This window comes from Pseudomonas sp. QC2, from assembly GCF_002859085.1.
In the GTDB taxonomy this organism is placed as follows: Bacteria; Pseudomonadota; Gammaproteobacteria; order Pseudomonadales; family Pseudomonadaceae; genus Aquipseudomonas; species Aquipseudomonas petroselini.
The window spans coordinates 272937-289130 of the sequence record NZ_PKKS01000003.1 but is presented as its reverse complement, the minus strand read 5'-3'; the positions used below and the strand labels follow the sequence as shown (position 1 = coordinate 289130).

General features: G+C 60.2%; 13 protein-coding genes and 4 tRNA genes. 7 read left to right on the top strand and 10 right to left on the bottom strand.

Annotated features, from left to right (window positions below):
* Positions 1-33: 33 nt before the first annotated feature.
* The 7 genes from clpX to QCBJ_RS02800 form a co-directional block, all read right to left on the bottom strand.
* Entirely contained in the window at positions 34-1317 is a 1284-nt protein-coding gene (gene clpX / locus QCBJ_RS02830) for an ATP-dependent Clp protease ATP-binding subunit ClpX (RefSeq protein ID WP_003238279.1), read from the bottom strand.
* Positions 1318-1429: 112 nt separating this feature from the next.
* A complete protein-coding gene (gene clpP, locus QCBJ_RS02825) occupies positions 1430-2065 on the bottom strand; it encodes an ATP-dependent Clp endopeptidase proteolytic subunit ClpP (RefSeq protein WP_015884723.1) in 636 nt (211 codons plus the stop codon).
* A gap of 91 nt (positions 2066-2156) precedes the next feature.
* Positions 2157-3467: a trigger factor gene (gene tig, locus QCBJ_RS02820; protein WP_015884724.1), complete on the bottom strand. Its 1311-nt coding sequence runs from the start codon at positions 3465-3467 to the stop codon at positions 2157-2159.
* A 399-nt stretch (positions 3468-3866) separates the two neighbouring features.
* Positions 3867-3942 (bottom strand) — tRNA-His (locus QCBJ_RS02815).
* A gap of 77 nt (positions 3943-4019) precedes the next feature.
* Positions 4020-4104: transfer RNA gene (locus tag QCBJ_RS02810), tRNA-Leu, on the bottom strand.
* A gap of 57 nt (positions 4105-4161) precedes the next feature.
* Positions 4162-4237 (bottom strand) — tRNA-His (locus QCBJ_RS02805).
* Between the two features lie 32 nt (positions 4238-4269).
* Positions 4270-4346, bottom strand: a tRNA-Arg gene (locus tag QCBJ_RS02800).
* A 279-nt stretch (positions 4347-4625) separates the two neighbouring features.
* Between QCBJ_RS02800 and folD the strand changes: the two genes are divergently transcribed.
* Together folD and pbpG are read left to right on the top strand one after the other, a co-directional pair.
* Complete coding sequence (gene folD / locus QCBJ_RS02795) at positions 4626-5480, top strand: bifunctional methylenetetrahydrofolate dehydrogenase/methenyltetrahydrofolate cyclohydrolase FolD (protein WP_015884725.1); 855 nt, start codon at positions 4626-4628, stop codon at positions 5478-5480.
* A 207-nt stretch (positions 5481-5687) separates the two neighbouring features.
* Positions 5688-6611 carry a D-alanyl-D-alanine endopeptidase gene (gene pbpG, locus QCBJ_RS02790; protein WP_102060094.1) on the top strand — a complete coding sequence of 308 codons (924 nt, stop codon included), beginning with the start codon at positions 5688-5690 and terminating at the stop codon, positions 6609-6611.
* Positions 6612-6674: 63 nt separating this feature from the next.
* Here the strand turns inward: pbpG and QCBJ_RS02785 are convergent, their stop codons facing one another.
* Positions 6675-7337, bottom strand: coding sequence for a C39 family peptidase (locus QCBJ_RS02785; protein ID WP_015884727.1), 663 nt, complete (start codon positions 7335-7337; stop codon positions 6675-6677).
* A gap of 210 nt (positions 7338-7547) precedes the next feature.
* Here QCBJ_RS02785 and QCBJ_RS30150 point away from each other — a divergent pair, with 210 nt between their 5' ends.
* Complete coding sequence (locus QCBJ_RS30150; protein WP_163825860.1) at positions 7548-7709, top strand: hypothetical protein; 162 nt, start codon at positions 7548-7550, stop codon at positions 7707-7709.
* Here QCBJ_RS30150 and QCBJ_RS02780 read toward each other — a convergent pair.
* On the bottom strand, positions 7706-8116 hold the full coding sequence (locus QCBJ_RS02780) for a hypothetical protein (protein ID WP_046035570.1): 411 nt from the start codon (positions 8114-8116) through the stop codon (positions 7706-7708). The genes QCBJ_RS30150 and QCBJ_RS02780 overlap by 4 nt on opposite strands.
* Before the next feature lie 196 nt (positions 8117-8312).
* Between QCBJ_RS02780 and QCBJ_RS02775 the strand changes: the two genes are divergently transcribed.
* From QCBJ_RS02775 to QCBJ_RS02760, 4 genes are all read left to right on the top strand, one after another.
* Positions 8313-11534, top strand: a complete 3222-nt coding sequence (locus QCBJ_RS02775; protein ID WP_015884730.1) for an efflux RND transporter permease subunit — start codon at positions 8313-8315, stop codon at positions 11532-11534.
* Entirely contained in the window at positions 11524-12693 is a 1170-nt protein-coding gene (locus QCBJ_RS02770; RefSeq protein WP_102060093.1) for an efflux RND transporter periplasmic adaptor subunit, read from the top strand. The genes QCBJ_RS02775 and QCBJ_RS02770 overlap by 11 nt, the downstream gene beginning before the upstream one ends.
* Positions 12677-14095 (top strand): efflux transporter outer membrane subunit, encoded by a 1419-nt coding sequence (locus tag QCBJ_RS02765; protein ID WP_102060092.1) that lies wholly within the window; start codon positions 12677-12679, stop codon positions 14093-14095. The genes QCBJ_RS02770 and QCBJ_RS02765 overlap by 17 nt, the downstream gene beginning before the upstream one ends.
* A gap of 228 nt (positions 14096-14323) precedes the next feature.
* Positions 14324-14782 carry a transposase gene (locus QCBJ_RS02760; RefSeq protein WP_015884733.1) on the top strand — a complete coding sequence of 153 codons (459 nt, stop codon included), beginning with the start codon at positions 14324-14326 and terminating at the stop codon, positions 14780-14782.
* Positions 14783-14887: 105 nt separating this feature from the next.
* Here the strand turns inward: QCBJ_RS02760 and QCBJ_RS02755 are convergent, their stop codons facing one another.
* Complete coding sequence (locus tag QCBJ_RS02755) at positions 14888-16171, bottom strand: Zn-dependent hydrolase (protein ID WP_015884734.1); 1284 nt, start codon at positions 16169-16171, stop codon at positions 14888-14890.
* Positions 16172-16194: the final 23 nt, after the last annotated feature.

Sequence of the window (16194 nt, the reverse complement as noted above, 5' to 3'; positions counted from 1 at the left end):
AGGCCCCTTGTTTATACCGACACTGCGAAACGCTTACGCGTCTGGCGCAGCCTTGGCAGTCGGCTCACTGTTTTCGTAGATATACAGTGGCTTGGACTTACCTTCTATAACGCTTTCGTCGATCACCACTTTACTCACCTCGGACTGCGAGGGGATTTCGTACATGGTGTCGAGCAGTACGCCTTCAAGAATCGAACGCAGACCACGTGCACCGGTCTTGCGCTCCAGTGCCCGCTTGGCCACCGATTTGAGCGCGTCGGTACGGAACTCGAGGTCTACACCTTCCATCTCGAACAACTTGGCGTATTGCTTGGTCAGGGCGTTTTTCGGTTCGGTGAGGATCTGAATCAGAGCAGCCTCATCCAATTCGTCCAACGTGGCCAGGACCGGCAGACGGCCAACGAATTCTGGGATCAGACCGAACTTGACCAGATCGTCAGGCTCGACTTCACGCAGGGATTCGCCCACCTTCTTGCCTTCTTCCTTGCTGCGCACTTCCGCACTGAAACCAATGCCACCACGGGTGGAGCGTTGCTGGATAACTTTTTCCAGACCGGAGAACGCACCGCCACAGATGAACAGGATGTTGCGCGTATCAACCTGAAGGAATTCCTGCTGCGGGTGCTTGCGGCCGCCTTGTGGCGGTACGGAAGCAACCGTGCCTTCGATCAGTTTCAACAGGGCTTGCTGCACGCCTTCACCGGAAACGTCCCGGGTGATCGACGGGTTGTCCGACTTGCGCGAAATCTTGTCGATTTCGTCGATGTAGACAATACCCATCTGGGCTTTCTCTACGTCGTAGTCGCACTTCTGCAGCAGCTTCTGAATGATGTTCTCGACGTCCTCACCCACGTAGCCAGCCTCGGTGAGGGTGGTGGCGTCGGCGATAGTGAACGGAACGTTCAAGAGACGAGCGAGGGTTTCTGCAAGCAAGGTTTTACCCGAGCCTGTAGGACCGATCAGCAAGATGTTGCTCTTGCCGAGTTCAACTTCGTCGCCTTTCTTGTCACGCTGGTTCAAGCGCTTGTAGTGGTTGTACACCGCTACGGCCAAAACCTTCTTTGCACGCTCTTGACCAATCACGTATTGATCAAGGATGCCGCTGATTTCTTTAGGCGAAGGCAATTTATGCGCGCTGCTTTCGGCCTGGGCTTCCTGCACCTCCTCACGGATGATGTCATTGCACAGGTCGACGCACTCGTCGCAGATAAAGACCGAGGGGCCGGCAATCAATTTGCGTACTTCATGCTGGCTTTTGCCACAGAAGGAGCAATAGAGCAGCTTGCCGTTGTCCTCGCCGTTGCGGGTGTCAGTCATTCGTTCGATCCAAATCCGATAGGCTTGCAACACAAGATGAAGGCTTATGCGGGCTTTTTCAAGCCCGCCAGTGGTCGGACATGCCGACCAGCCCTATTTTGAGCGGCTTATATTAAGCGGGGCGCTTGTCGATCACTGCGTCGATCAGCCCGTAATCACGCGCTGCCTCGGCACTCATGAAGTTGTCGCGGTTGGTGTCGCGCTCGATTTCTTCCAGGGTGTGCCCGCTGTGCTTGGCCATCAGCGTGTTGAGACGCTCACGGATAAACAGGATTTCCTTGGCGTGGATTTCGATGTCCGACGCCTGGCCCTGGAAACCGCCCAATGGCTGGTGAATCATCACGCGCGAGTTAGGCAGGCAGAAACGCTTGCCTTCAGCACCTGCGGTCAACAGGAATGCGCCCATGCTGCAGGCCTGACCGATACAGGTGGTCGATACATTCGGCTTGATGAACTGCATGGTGTCGTAGATCGACATGCCAGCTGTCACCGAACCGCCTGGGGAGTTGATGTAGAGATGGATGTCCTTGTCCGGGTTTTCCGCTTCAAGGAACAGCAGCTGCGCACAGATCAGGTTGGCCATGTAGTCCTCTACCGGGCCCACCAGAAAGATCACTCGCTCCTTGAGCAGGCGCGAGTAGATGTCGTAGGCGCGTTCGCCACGAGCGGACTGCTCGACAACCATCGGGACCAGGCCGCCAGCGGCCTGGATATCAGAGTTCTGCTGAATATAGGAATTACGGAACATGCTCTGCAGTTACTCCCAAATAGTCATGTCTTGAAAACGCATAAGCCAGCGCGAGGCTGGCTTATGGTTGAATTTCCAACGAGTTGGACAATCAGTCGGCTTGTGCTGCTTCCGCCGGTTTGACTGCTTCTTCGTAAGAGACCGCTTTATCGGTCACCTTAGCCTTCTGCAGAACAGTATCCACAACTTGTTCTTCCAGCACAACCGAACGCACTTCGTTCAGCTGCTGATCGTTCTTGTAGTACCAAGCCACGACCTGCTCAGGCTCCTGGTAGGCCGAAGCCATTTCCTGGATCATTTCGCGAACGCGGTCTTCGTCAGGCTTGAGGTCGAACTGCTTGACCACTTCAGCCACGATCAGGCCCAGCACAACGCGGCGCTTGGCTTGCTCTTCGAACAGCTCGGCCGGCAGTTGGTCAGGCTTGATGTTGCCACCAAACTGCTGAACAGCTTGTACGCGCAGGCGATCCACTTCGTTGGACAGCAGGGCCTTAGGCACTTCGATCGGGTTGGCGGCCAGCAGACCGTCCATGACCTGGTTCTTGACCTTGGACTTGATGGCCTGACGCAGCTCGCGCTCCATGTTCTTGCGAACTTCGGTGCGGAAGCCTTCGATACCGGTTTCCTTGATACCGAATTGAGCGAAGAACTCTTCGTTCAGCTCTGGCAGCTTAGGCTCGGAAACACTGTTGACGGTCACGGTGAACTCGGCGGCTTTGCCAGCCAGGTCCAGGTTCTGGTAGTCAGCAGGGAATTCCAGGTTCAGTACGCGCTCTTCGCCGGCTTTGGCGCCAACCAGGCCGTCTTCGAAACCAGGGATCATGCGGTTGGAACCCAGCACCAGCTGAGTGCCCTTGGCGGAGCCGCCGGCGAACGCTTCGCCGTCAACCTTGCCAACGAAATCGATGTTCAGCTGGTCTTCGTTCTGGGCAGCACGCTCGGCCACTTCGAAACGAGTGTTCTGCTTGCGCAGGATTTCCAGCATGTTGTCCAGGTCCGAATCAGCCACTTCGGCGCTCAGGCGCTCGATGGCGATACCGTCGAAACCGGCCACTTCAAATTCAGGGAACACTTCGAATACGGCAACGTATTCCAGGTCCTTGCCCGCTTCCAGGGACTTAGGCTCGATCGACGGCGAACCCGCCGGATTCAGCTTTTGCTCAACGACCGCTTCGTAGAAGGAAGCCTGGATCACGTCACCGACAGCTTCCTGGCGCGCATCGGCACCAAAACGGCGCTTGATTTCGCTCATTGGCACTTTGCCTGGACGGAAACCAGCGATCTTGGCCTTTTGGGCAGTCTGCTGCAGACGCTTGTTGACCGCAGTCTCGATACGCTCAGCCGGCACGGTGATGCTCAGGCGACGCTCGAGAGCAGTAGTATTTTCAACAGAAACTTGCATGGATATTCCTCGTTGCACAGACGTTAGCCGGCCATTTCCGACCCCAATCAAGGGCATGCATTCTAGTGGGTCAAACTCAAGAAGTCACCCTACTGGAAATACGCCCGAAAACAGCCGGCAATTTATCGGTACGAAGGCATTGATGCACCTCGCCCCGGTGACAAATACAGCCCATCACGCCAGGGCTCTGCGCCGCCCCTTCTATATATAGAAGAAGTCGTCATCCATCACCCCGACGGCCAACCCACACACAGGGCTGGCAGGCAGTGCGGCATCATCGAGATACATAAATACGACGAAACGCCCTGCCATTGCGACCCAGTACCTGCAGCCGCGGAATATTCGAACCGCTAAAACCAAAAAAGGCGCCAGACTGTTAAATCTGGCGCCTTTCGAATATGGGGTGGACGAAGGGGATCGAACCCTCGACAACGGGAGTCACAATCCCGTGCTCTACCAACTGAGCTACGCCCACCATATTGCGTTAACAAAGAAACCAAACTACTTCTTTGTCGAGCTTTACCCTGTCTTTCAACGGGGCCAAGCTTTAATTGGTGCGGATGAAGAGACTCGAACTCTTACGCCTCGCGGCGCTGGAACCTAAATCCAGTGTGTCTACCAATTCCACCACATCCGCGCTTGAAGCTCTTAAAGCAAAGGCGCCAGACGATTAATCTGGCGCCTTTTCAAAATATGGGGTGGACGAAGGGGATCGAACCCTCGACAACGGGAGTCACAATCCCGTGCTCTACCAACTGAGCTACGCCCACCATCTAACGCTACTTGTGCCAAAGCTGCCTAATGGCGCACCCGGCAGGACTCGAACCTGCGACCATCCGCTTAGAAGGCGGATGCTCTATCCAGCTGAGCTACGGGCGCCTTATTAATCTGTACTCTTGGAGGATTACAAACTAAGTGCTTCCAGCCTTGCAGAACAATCATCTATTCCGCCCGACCTTCTTAACCAGTGCTAGGCTGTGCCCGACAAGTGCGACGAATAGTATAGATGCCCCCGAAACCCGTCAAATCTTTTTTGAAAAAAACTGATTTTATTTAAGGAGTTAGGGCAATTTGCAGACCAAGCGCCTTTGCCCTCACGTCCTGGCATGCGAGAATGCGCGCACTTTTCTTCCCCCTCTCGATGGTTAATCACGCGTAATGACTGCACAACTTATCGACGGCAAATCAATCGCCGCCAGCCTGCGCCAGCAGATCGCCAAACGCGTCACCGAGCGTAGCCAGCAAGGCCTGCGCACGCCCGGCCTCGCGGTGATCCTGGTCGGCAGCGATCCTGCCTCTCAGGTTTATGTCTCGCACAAGCGTAAAGACTGTGAAGAGGTCGGCTTTATTTCCAAGGCCTACGACTTGCCTTCCGAGACCACCCAGCAGGCCCTTACGGACCTGATCGATGGCCTCAACGAAGACCCGAAGATGGATGGCATCCTGCTCCAGTTGCCGCTGCCCGACCATCTGGACGCCTCCAAATTGCTGGAGCGCATTCGCCCGGACAAAGATGTCGACGGTTTCCACCCTTATAATGTCGGCCGCCTGGCCCAGCGTATCCCGCTGCTGCGCCCGTGCACCCCGAAAGGCATCATGACCCTGCTGGAAAGCACCGGCGTCGACCTGTACGGCCTCGACGCCGTGGTTGTCGGCGCGTCCAACATCGTGGGTCGCCCGATGGCCATGGAGTTGCTGCTGGCCGGCTGCACCGTGACCGTCACCCACCGCTTCACCAAGGACCTCGCCGGCCACGTCGGCCGCGCCGACCTGGTGGTAGTCGCCGCCGGCAAGCCGGGGCTGGTCAAGGGTGAGTGGATCAAGGAAGGCGCCATCGTCATCGACGTGGGCATCAACCGCCAGGAAGACGGCAAGCTGGTCGGCGATGTGGTGTACGAGACCGCCCTGCCCCGTGCTGGCTGGATTACCCCAGTACCCGGCGGTGTCGGCCCGATGACCCGTGCCTGCCTGCTGGAAAATACCCTGTACGCCGCAGAAACCCTGCACGATTAATAACCAGGCGTACTGAAAAAGCCCTGCCTTATCGCAGGGCTTTTTATTGCCCGTGATAAACCCTGTTTTTTCTTAGTTTTTAAGTACTTTCGTCTGGTTTTAGAAGAACATTCGACAGTCTCTCGTCCATACTCCTAAAATGTAACGGCATTTATCAAAAAACCGTTCCTGAACGGTATTTCCTTACTTTTTAGCGAGTTCATCCGCGTGAAAATTCGTCTCTCTATCATCAGCCTGTTTTTCGCTTTCACAGGCAACTTCGCGCACGCCGCCGAAACCACCCAGGCGCCGCGTGACACCTCCAAACTGCAAATTGCGTCCGGCAGCGCCATGCTGGTCGACCTGCAGACCAACAAGGTGATCTATTCCAGCAACCCTGACGTGGTGGTGCCCATCGCCTCGGTGAGCAAATTGATGACCGGCCTGATCGTGCTGGAAGCCAAGCAGAACATGGACGAGTACATCGACATCAACATCACCGATACGCCAGAGATGAAAGGCGTGTTCTCCCGCGTGAAAATCGGCAGCCAGATGCCCCGCAAGGAAATGCTGCTGATCGCCCTGATGTCTTCGGAAAACCGCGCCGCGGCAAGCCTGGCCCACCACTATCCGGGCGGTTACGCCGCGTTCATCGCCGCGATGAACGCCAAGGCCAAGGCCTTGGGCATGACCAGCACGCACTATGTCGAACCCACCGGTTTGTCCATCCACAACATCTCCACCGCCCGCGACCTGAGCAAACTGCTGGCCGCCGCGCGACACTATCCGTTGCTCAGCCAACTGAGCACCACCAAGGAAAAGACCGTGTCGTTCCGCAAGCCCAACTACACCTTGGGCTTCTCCAACACCGACCACCTGATCAACCGCGCCAACTGGGATATCAAGCTGACCAAGACCGGCTTCACCAACCAGGCCGGTCATTGCCTGGTGCTGGTGACGAGCATGGGCAACCGCCCGGTGTCGCTGGTAATCCTGGATGCCTTTGGCAAATTCACCCACTTTGCCGATGCCAGCCGTATTCGTAATTGGGTAGAGACCGGCAAGAGCGGCTCGGTGCCGGATGTGGCGTTGCGCTACAAGGCCGACAAGAACCTGAAGAACCGTCCGAACGCGGCAGAGGTGCGTCGCTAAGCAACAACGCCCGATCCAATGTGAAATACCGATCTGGGAGCGGGCTTGCCCCTCCCACATTTTTTATCGGTGTTCCGCCAGCACTTTAAGCGCCTGCGCCGCCGCCCGCTCCTGCCCGGCCTGGGCCGTGGCGTTGGCCGCATCCCGCCAGCGCTGGGCGTCCACATTTGCCGGCAATTGGCTCGGCCGCTGGGTGAGGATTGCCCAACTCCCGGCGCTTTTCCACTTCGACTCAAAGTCGCTGAAGCTCATCAACAGCCGCCGGTCCATGCCCGAACGCAGCAACACCGTGCTTTTCTGTTGATTGAACCCCACCACAACCACGTAGTGCGCGTCGGACCACAGCCCGCCGCCGATCCGCGCCATCACCGGATACCCCGCCGCCACTTGCGCCAGCACCGCCGTCAGCTTGGCATCCAGCGGGTACACCATCAGCCCGTACTCGCGCGCCAACACCTGCATGTTGCGCTCAAGGTCCGCTTCGCCGCCCGGTAGATGCAGTGGCTTATCCAGCAACCCCGGTGTCATGACAATGCCTTGTTGCGACAGCATGCTGGCTAACGCCGTAGGACCGCTCTGATAAGCCTCGCTGCGAAACGTCGGCACGCCATTGAGTTCGACACGCTCCGGCAGACCCGCCAGTTTCGACGGGGTTGCGGAACAGGCCACAAGCCCCAGGGCGCAGGCCAATAGAAAGGATGTTTTAAGGTTCGACCGTAACCGCAATTTTCTACTCTCTTGATCAACTGCCGGTGAGGGCCCTGATCATAGGACGCCCGGCCACGCGGGTATAGCCCGCAGGCTTAGTAAAGGAAGCGGATAGAGCAAACAAGTTGGACGGACACGACCATTGGTCAATAGCAGGCAACCGCCGGGTAGCTAGACTGTCCATTGAGAAGACTGTGTGTGCCCCGTACGGGGCGAGAGGAGGCCCGAATGAGCCTTGCAACGACGATTTTCCTGTTGATCTGCGGTTGGCTGTCGGTAGCCGCCGCCATGTTGTGGGGGGTGTTGCGCATCACCCGCCGGCACCATCACCCCCACGTAAAACCCGCTGCGCCCGCCAAGCCTCATAAGGCGGCGGTGCACCACGCCTAGCCAGGCATGCAATTGAAGTCCTGAGTCGCTGCGACCTCCTTGCCGTGACCATCCATCAAGGCTGCGCGCACGGTGGTGCCCAGGCTGGACTCCACCAGGGTGTAATGCTCACCCGCCTTGAAATGCTTGTATTCGACGCGTCCCTGGCAGTCCTGCTGGTTGTCGTCACCCGCCTCCTCCTCGAACAGCGTCACATCCAGGCGATGGTCCCCCGGTGTGACCTCAAAAAAGCGGCCGTCATCCACACGCTTGCCGTCCACGCGTTCAGCCATCAGGTCGTTCGGCGCTTCTTCCTTCAAGCCGATCCAGGCTTCACTCGGATCGGCTTTGGGCATTGGCCCGGCGCACGCCGACAACAACAGCGCAGCACCGAGGGCGGGAATTAGTAACAGTGGTTTGAGTGACATGGCAGGGCTCCAAAGCAGGACAATGTGTCCGATGGGTTACAAGCTTGGGCGGCTGACCTGTCTAGAACAAATGAATGCCTATGAAACGATTTTCAGCCCTTACCTAAATGTTCCTTCACCTGGCTGAAAGGTGCGTGTTAGGTGGGTCGCGTGAGACTGCCGGGGTTTGCAATCCTGCTCCTCCGGAGGTTCACGCATGCTCGGGCTGGTAAAGACCGCACTGCAAAAGCCGTACACGTTTATCGTGTTGGCCATATTCATCTGCATCATCGGGCCGATGGCGGCCCTGCGTACGCCCACTGACGTTTTCCCCGATATCGGCATCCCCGTGGTCGCCGTGGTCTGGCAGTACAACGGCCTGTCGCCGGACGCCATGGCTGGTCGTGTGATCTACACCTACGAACGCTCCCTGAGCACCACCGTCAACGACATCGAACACATCGAATCGCAATCGCTGCCCGGCATGGGCATCGTCAAGATCTTCTTCCAGCCCGGCGTGGATATCCGCACCGCCAACGCCCAAGTGACGGCGGTGTCACAAACCGTGCTCAAGCAGATGCCGCCGGGTATCACACCGCCGCTGATCCTCAACTACAGCGCCTCCACGGTGCCGATCCTGCAGATGGCGTTCTCCAGCCCCAGCCTGTCGGAAGCCAGGATCCGCGACCTTGTGCAGAACAACATCCGCCTGCCCTTGAGCGCCCTGCCCGGCTTGGCCATGCCCACGCCCATGGGCGGCAAGCAACGCCAGATCACCCTCGACCTTGACCCACAGGCACTCGCCGCCAAAGGCCTGTCGGCCCAGGACGTGGGCAACGCCCTGGCGCTGCAGAACCAGATCATCCCGGTGGGCACCGCCAAGCTCGGCCCCAACGAATACACGATCCTGCTGAATAACAGCCCCAAGGCCATCGATGAACTCAACGACCTGCCGATCAAGACCGTCGACGGCGCGCTGATCACCATCGGCCAGGTCGCCCACGTGCGTGACGGCTCGCCGCCGCAGACCAACATCGTGCGCGTCGACGGCCACCGTGCAGTGCTGATGCCGGCGCTTAAAAACGGCAGCATCTCGACCCTGTCGATCATCGACGGCATCCGCCAGATGCTGCCGCGCATCAACGAAACCCTGCCACCGTCACTGAAGACCTCACTGCTGGGCGACGCCTCGGTGTTCGTCAAACAATCGGTCGGCAGCGTGGCCCAGGAAGGCATCATCGCCGCACTGCTGACGAGTGCGATGATCCTGCTGTTCCTCGGCAGCTGGCGCTCCACGATCATTATTGCCGCCTCGATTCCGCTGGCCGTGCTATCGGCCATCGCACTGCTGGCGGTCAGCGGGCAAACCCTCAACGTGATGACGCTCGGCGGGCTGGCGTTGGCGGTGGGGATCCTGGTGGACGACGCCACGGTGACCATCGAAAACATCAACTGGCACCTGGAACAAGGCAAGCCGGTGAAGACTGCAATCCTCGACGGTGCCGCGCAAATTGTCGGCCCGGCGTTCGTCTCGCTGCTGTGCATCTGCATCGTGTTCGTGCCGATGTTTTTGCTGCAAGGCATCGCCGGTTATCTGTTCCGGCCGATGGCGCTGGCGGTGATCTTTGCCATGGCCAGTTCGTTCATCCTCTCGCGTACGTTGGTGCCGACCCTGGCAATGTTCCTGCTCAAGCCGCACACGCCGGAGCCAGGTGCGGGGCATCACCCGGAAGACGAATTCATCAACCACCACGAGGGCGAGCAGCACACCCAGCAGCGCAATGCCGTGCTGCAATCGGTGCTGAATTTCCAGCAGGGTTTCGAGCGTCACTTCTCGAACATCCGCGACACCTATCACGGCCTACTGACCTTGGCCCTGGGCAATCGCAAGCGCTTTATCGTCGGTTTCCTGGCCTGCGTGCTGGCGTCATTCCTGCTCCTTCCGAGCCTGGGCCAGGACTTCTTCCCGGCCACCGACGCAGGTGCCCTGGCGTTGCATGTGCGCCTGCCGCTGGGCACGCGCATAGAAGAAAGCGCCGCCGCCTTCGACCGCATTGAAGCGCGGATCCGCGAAATCATCCCTGCCGAAGAGCTGGACACCATCGTCGATAACATCGGCATCCCGCTCAGCGGCATCGACATGGCCTACAGCAGCAGCGGCACCATCGGCCCGCAGGATGGCGACATCCAAGTCAGCCTGAAGAAGGACCACGCACCGACCGCCGACTACGTGAAAAAACTGCGTGAAGCGCTGCCGCACAGTTTCCCTGGCAGCCACTTCGCCTTCCTGCCGGCGGACATCAGCAGCCAGATCCTCAACTTCGGTGCCCCGGCCCCGCTGGACGTGAAAATCTCCGGGCGCAGCGATGAAGAAAACCGCGCCTACGCCGTGGAGCTTGAGCGCCGGTTGCAGCACGTACCGGGCATCGCTGACCTGCGCATCCAGCAGTCCACCGGCTATCCGTCGCTGCAGGTGAACGTCGACCGCATGCGCGCCAATGGCCTGGGCATCACCGAGCGTGACGTGACCAACAGCATGGTCGCCTCGCTCGCCGGCAGCTCCCAGGTAGCACCGACCTTCTGGCTTAACCCGGCCAACGGCGTGTCCTATTCCATCGTCGCCGCCACCCCGCAATACCGCCTCGACAGCCTGCCCTCTCTGGAGGCCTTGCCGGTGACCGGCGCCGACGGCCAGTCGCAGATCCTCGGCGGCGTGGCGACCATCTCCCGCGTGCAAAGCCCGGCGGTGGTGACCCACTACAACATCGAACCGACCCTGGACCTGTACGCCAACGTGCAAGGCCGCGACCTCGGCGGCGTGGCCCGTGATGTGCAAAAAGTGCTGGATGACACCGCCGCCCTGCGGCCCAAAGGTGCGGTAATCAGCCTGCATGGGCAGATCGACGCACTGCATGAAGCCTTCAGCGGCTTGAGCCTTGGCCTGCTCGGCGCCGTGGTGCTGATCTACCTGCTGATCGTGGTCAATTTCCAGTCGTGGTCCGACCCGTTTGTGATCATCACGGCCTTGCCGGCGGCGCTCGCCGGGATTGTGTGGATGCTGTTCCTCAGCGGCACCTCATTGTCGGTACCGGCACTCACCGGCGCCATCTTGTGCATGGGCGTCGCCACGGCCAACTCGATCCTGGTGGTGAGCTTCTGCCGTGAGCGCCTGGCCGAACATGGCGACGCGTTGAAAGCCGCCATGGAGGCCGGTTACACACGCTTCCGTCCGGTGTGCATGACCGCCCTGGCGATGATCATCGGCATGCTGCCGCTGGCGATTTCCGAGGAGCAGAACGCCCCGCTCGGGCGCGCCGTCATCGGCGGCTTGATCTTCGCCACCCTCGCCACTTTGTTGTTTGTTCCCGTGGTCTTCAGCCTGGTCCACGGTCGTCAGCCTACTCGCGCAGTTGCAGGAGAAACCCCACATGTCGTCTGATCACAAACCCTCGCGCAAGCGTCTGATGCTCATGGGTGTCGGCGGCCTGACCCTGGCCGCCCTGTTGGTCGCCAACGGCCTGCATGCCCGCACGCTGCACGAACAATCGGTCACGGCCTGGACTGAAACCGCCGCCATCCCGCAGGTGATGGTGTTCCAGCCCAAGCAGAACGTCGCCGGCGATACCCTGCGCCTGCCTGCGCACCTTGAAGCCTGGAGCAAGGCACCGATTCATGCCCGGGTCAGTGGCTATTTGAAGGACTGGAAAGTGGATATCGGCAGTCAGGTCAAGGCCGGGCAGATCCTTGCCGAAATCGACAGCCCCGACCTCGACCAACAGTTGGCGCAGACCCATGCGCGCTTGATCCAGGAGCAGGCGAATGCACGCCTGGCCGCCACCACGGCGACACGCTGGCAAAACCTGCTGGCCAGTCATTCGGTGTCGCGCCAGGAAGCCGATGAAAAAACCTCCAACGCGGCGGCAGCCAAAGCCAATGCTGAAGCCGCCGCTGCCGACTATGCGCGCTTGTCGGCCCTGGAAAGCTACAAGACCCTCCGTGCGCCCTTCGCCGGCACCATCACCGCGCGCAACACCGATATCGGCCAGTTGATCAAGGCCGATACCGACAGCGACCCGGAACTGTTCAACATCGCCGACACGCATCAATTGCGCCTGTATGTGCCGGTGCCGCAGAACTACGCGGCCGTCATCCACCCAGGGCTTGAAGCCGAACTGACCGTGCCCGAGCATCCCGGCGAGCATTTCAAGGCGCGCCTGATCGGCGACTCCACCGCCATCGACCGCCGCTCCGGCACGTTGCTCGCGCAGTTCGTCGCCGACAACCCCAATGGCGAGTTGCTGCCCGGCGACTACGCCGAAGCCACCTTGCCGATTCCAGCCGACACCCATGGCGTGAGCATCCCGGCCAGCGCGTTGATCTTCCGTGCCCAAGGCACCCAAGTGGCGGTGCTGGATGCGCAGAATCATGTGCACCTGCAAGACATCCACATAGGCCTCGACCTGGGCGAACGCCTGGTCATCGACCAAGGTTTGAAACCCGCCGACCGTATCGTCGACAACCCGCCCGATGCCCTGCGCGAAGGCGACCCGGTGCAGTTGGCCGATGCCTCGGGAGGTGCGCATGCGCCCAACGCTTAAACCTCTCGCAGCATTGATGCTGCTGGCGTTGCAGGGCTGCTCGATGGCGCCCGCCTACAAGGTGCCGTCGCTTGACCTGCCCGCGCATTACCGCGAACAGACCAGCGACGGCCCTTGGCACAGCGCGCAACCGTCCGACCAAATGGCCCCCGAATGGTGGACGCTCTACCACGACGCGCGCCTGAATGGCCTGCAACAGCAACTGCTCCGGGCCAACCCGGACCTGGCGGCGGCGCTGGCGCACTTCGATGCGTCCCAGGCGTATGCCAGCCAACTGCATGCCGGGCTGTTCCCGCAGATCACCGCCAGCGCGCAGCCGCTGCGCCAGCGGCAATCGGACTCGCGGCCGCTGCGGGGAACCACGCAGCCGTCGGTGTACAACAGCAATACGGCAGGCTTCTCGCTGAGTTACGACCTGGACCTGTGGGGAAAAATCCGTAACCAAGTCGCGGCCGGCGATGCCCAGGCGCAAGCCTCGGGTGACGATTTGGCGGTGGCGCGCCTGAGCTTGCAGCATCAGTTGGCAACCTTGTATGTGCAGCTCAATGGGCTGGACGCGCAGGCGCGGATTCTCGACCGTTCGCTGGATGACTTCAGCCAGGCACTGCAACTGACCCGCAGTCGGTATGAGGGCCAGATTGCTTCGGAGTTGGACCTGACCCGTGCGCAAAACCAGCTCGCCGAGGCCAAGGCGCAACGGGATGAAGTGCGCGGGCAACGCAACCTGACCGAGCATGCGATAGGCGAGTTGGTGGGTGTGGCGGCCAGTGACTTCACCCTGCCGCCGAGCCAGCAACTGATCGCGCTGCCGGGCATTCCCTCACAATTGCCGAGCCACCTGCTGCAACGCCGCCCCGACATCGCGGCGGCAGAGCGCCGGGTGTTCGCCGCCAACGCCAATATCGGCGTGGCCAAGGCGGCGTGGTACCCGGATTTCAGCCTGACCGGGCTGATTGGCGGGCAAACCCAGGGCGTTGGCAACTTGCTGTCCGCCGGTAATCGCTACTGGGCGTTGGGGCCGCTGGTGAACCTGCCGATCTTCGATGGCGGGCGCTTGAGCGCCAATGAACGCCAGGCCAAGGCCGAGTTTGAAGAAGCCTCGGCGCACTACCGCAGCCAGGTATTGAAGGCCGTGCGCGAGGTGGAAGACAACCTGGCGCAACTGCGGGATTTGCAGCTTGAGGCGCAGGATGAACAAGCGGCGGCGGATGCGGCGCAGCACACCCAATCGCTGGCGATGAACAGCTACCAGGCCGGGGCCGTGAGTTACCTGGACGTGGTGACGGCGCAGACGGCGGCGTTGCAGGCGCAGAGGACGTTGCAGGCGGTGCAGACACGGCAGTTGCAGGCGAGCGTGGGGTTGGTGACTGCGCTGGGCGGTGGGTGGCAACCTGGCGCCTGACACGGCGGGTCAGTCACATCACTATCAACTGAACGGCTGCCATCGGGGGCAAGCCCCCTCCCACACGTGTCCGGTGCCGGACACATAATGTGTGAACACCGCAGAGCCAAGGTGGGAGGGGGCTTGCTCCCGATGGCGCTCTTCCAGACACATCCTGCCAAAAGTCCGCCCCTCACCCTGCGGCCCTCCAATCTAGCCTCTCTAGACGCATCTTGAGAGGGCCAGGGAATGGCAGAATTACCCGCGTCACACCGCCTGCGCATCGGACGCTTCAGCGAACCCAACCGCATCTACCTCATCACTACCAACACTCACGAACGCATTCCCATTTTCAGCAACTTCCACTTGGGTCGGCTGCTGGTCTGGCAATTTCGGCTGGCACAACACCAAGGGCTCGCGAACTCAATTGCGTGGGTGATCATGCCGGACCATTTCCATTGGATTATTGAGCTGAAAAAAGGCTCTCTTGCAGATCTGATGCGACAGGTAAAATCCAAGAGCACGCGGTCCGTTAATGGCGTGAGTGGTCGCAAGGGAAGACTCTGGCAGGAAAGCTTTCATGACCGCGCACTGCGCAAGGAGGATGATCTAGTGAAGATGGCGAGGTATGTAGTGGCCAATCCATTGAGAGCAGGTCTGGTTAAAAAGATCGGCGACTACCCATTGTGGGATGCCATCTGGATCTAACATCACACACTGTTCAAATGTGGGAGGGGGCTTGCCCCCGATAACAGGGTGACTGACCCACCGCTATCGGGGGCAAGCCCCCTCCCACATTTTTTCTACCGTATTTCAGGCGGCTAACTTGCCGCTGGCGATTGCGGCGGAAGCTGCCACCATTGCGCGTAATAGAACCGCACACCCAGCAGCCAGATCATCCGGTGCGGCATTCTCGATTTCGTTATGGCTGATGCCGCCTTCACAGGGCACAAAGATCATCCCCGCCGGGCCCAGCTCTGCGACGAAGATCGCGTCGTGCCCTGCCCCGCTGACGATGTCCATGTTCGACAGGCCCAGGCCGTTCGCCGCATCGCGCACGGCGTCGACGCAGCCTTTGTCGAAATACAGCGGTGGGAAATCCGCCGTGGGCTCCATCTCAAAACTCAAGCCATGCTTGGCACAGGTTTCATCGATCACCTTGCGCACCTGGGCAATCATCGAGTCCAGCCGCGCCGGCTCAAGGTGACGGAAATCCAGGGTCATGCGCACTTCGCCAGGGATCACGTTGCGCGAGCCGGGATAGGCCTGCAGGCAACCCACCGTCCCACACGCATGGGGTTGATGACCCAGCGCTGCGGCATTCACCGCCGCCACCACTGCCGCCGCGCCGACCAGGGCGTCCTTGCGCAAATGCATCGGCGTCGGCCCCGCATGCGCTTCGACGCCGCGCAGTTTCAGGTCAAACCACTTCTGCCCCAGTGCGCCGAGCACCACGCCGATGGTTTTCTGCTCGTCCTCAAGAATGGGTCCCTGTTCGATATGCGCCTCGAAATACGCCCCCACTTTATGACCGCTGACGGGACGTGTGCCCGCATAACCAATCGCATTCAGTGCATCGCCGACGCTGACGCCGTCCACATCGACCTTGGCCAGGGTATCGGCCAGGGTGAATTTCTCGGCGAACACGCCGGAGCCCATCATGCACGGCGGGAAACGCGAGCCTTCCTCGTTGGTCCACACCACCACTTCCAGCGGCGCCTCGGTTTCGATCTTGAGGTCGTTGAGGGTACGCAGCACTTCCACGCCCGCCAGCACACCGAAGCAACCGTCGAACTTGCCACCGGTGGGCTGGGTGTCGATATGGCTGCCGGTCATCACCGGTGGCAGGTCAGGATTGCGGCCGGGGCGGCGCGCGAAGATGTTGCCGATACCGTCGATGGTGACGGTGCAACCGGCGTCCTCGCACCACTGCACAAACAGGTCGCGGGCCTTGCGGTCGAGGTCGGTCAGGGCCAGCCGACACACGCCGCCCTTGGGGGTGGCGCCGAGTCTGGCCAGGTCCATCAGGGATTGCCACAAGCGGTCGCGGTTGATGTGCTGATGGGTCGATTGCAGAACGTCGAGGGCAGCGTTCATGGGGATCTCCTCAGGCTGGTTTT

Excerpts from the sequence above, each read along its gene's own strand:
- QCBJ_RS30150 (WP_163825860.1), top strand. The coding sequence starts at position 7,548 with ATGAGCCTTGCAACGACGATTTTCCTGTTGATCTGCGGTTGGCTGTCG.
- clpP (WP_015884723.1), bottom strand. The coding sequence starts at position 2,065 with ATGTTCCGTAATTCCTATATTCAGCAGAACTCTGATATCCAGGCCGCT.
- QCBJ_RS02770 (WP_102060093.1), top strand. The coding sequence starts at position 11,524 with ATGTCGTCTGATCACAAACCCTCGCGCAAGCGTCTGATGCTCATGGGT.
- tig (WP_015884724.1), bottom strand. The coding sequence starts at position 3,467 with ATGCAAGTTTCTGTTGAAAATACTACTGCTCTCGAGCGTCGCCTGAGC.
- QCBJ_RS02765 (WP_102060092.1), top strand. The coding sequence starts at position 12,677 with ATGCGCCCAACGCTTAAACCTCTCGCAGCATTGATGCTGCTGGCGTTG.
- QCBJ_RS02775 (WP_015884730.1), top strand. The coding sequence starts at position 8,313 with ATGCTCGGGCTGGTAAAGACCGCACTGCAAAAGCCGTACACGTTTATC.
- QCBJ_RS02780 (WP_046035570.1), bottom strand. The coding sequence starts at position 8,116 with ATGTCACTCAAACCACTGTTACTAATTCCCGCCCTCGGTGCTGCGCTG.
- folD (WP_015884725.1), top strand. The coding sequence starts at position 4,626 with ATGACTGCACAACTTATCGACGGCAAATCAATCGCCGCCAGCCTGCGC.
- QCBJ_RS02755 (WP_015884734.1), bottom strand. The coding sequence starts at position 16,171 with ATGAACGCTGCCCTCGACGTTCTGCAATCGACCCATCAGCACATCAAC.
- clpX (WP_003238279.1), bottom strand. The coding sequence starts at position 1,317 with ATGACTGACACCCGCAACGGCGAGGACAACGGCAAGCTGCTCTATTGC.
- QCBJ_RS02760 (WP_015884733.1), top strand. The coding sequence starts at position 14,324 with ATGGCAGAATTACCCGCGTCACACCGCCTGCGCATCGGACGCTTCAGC.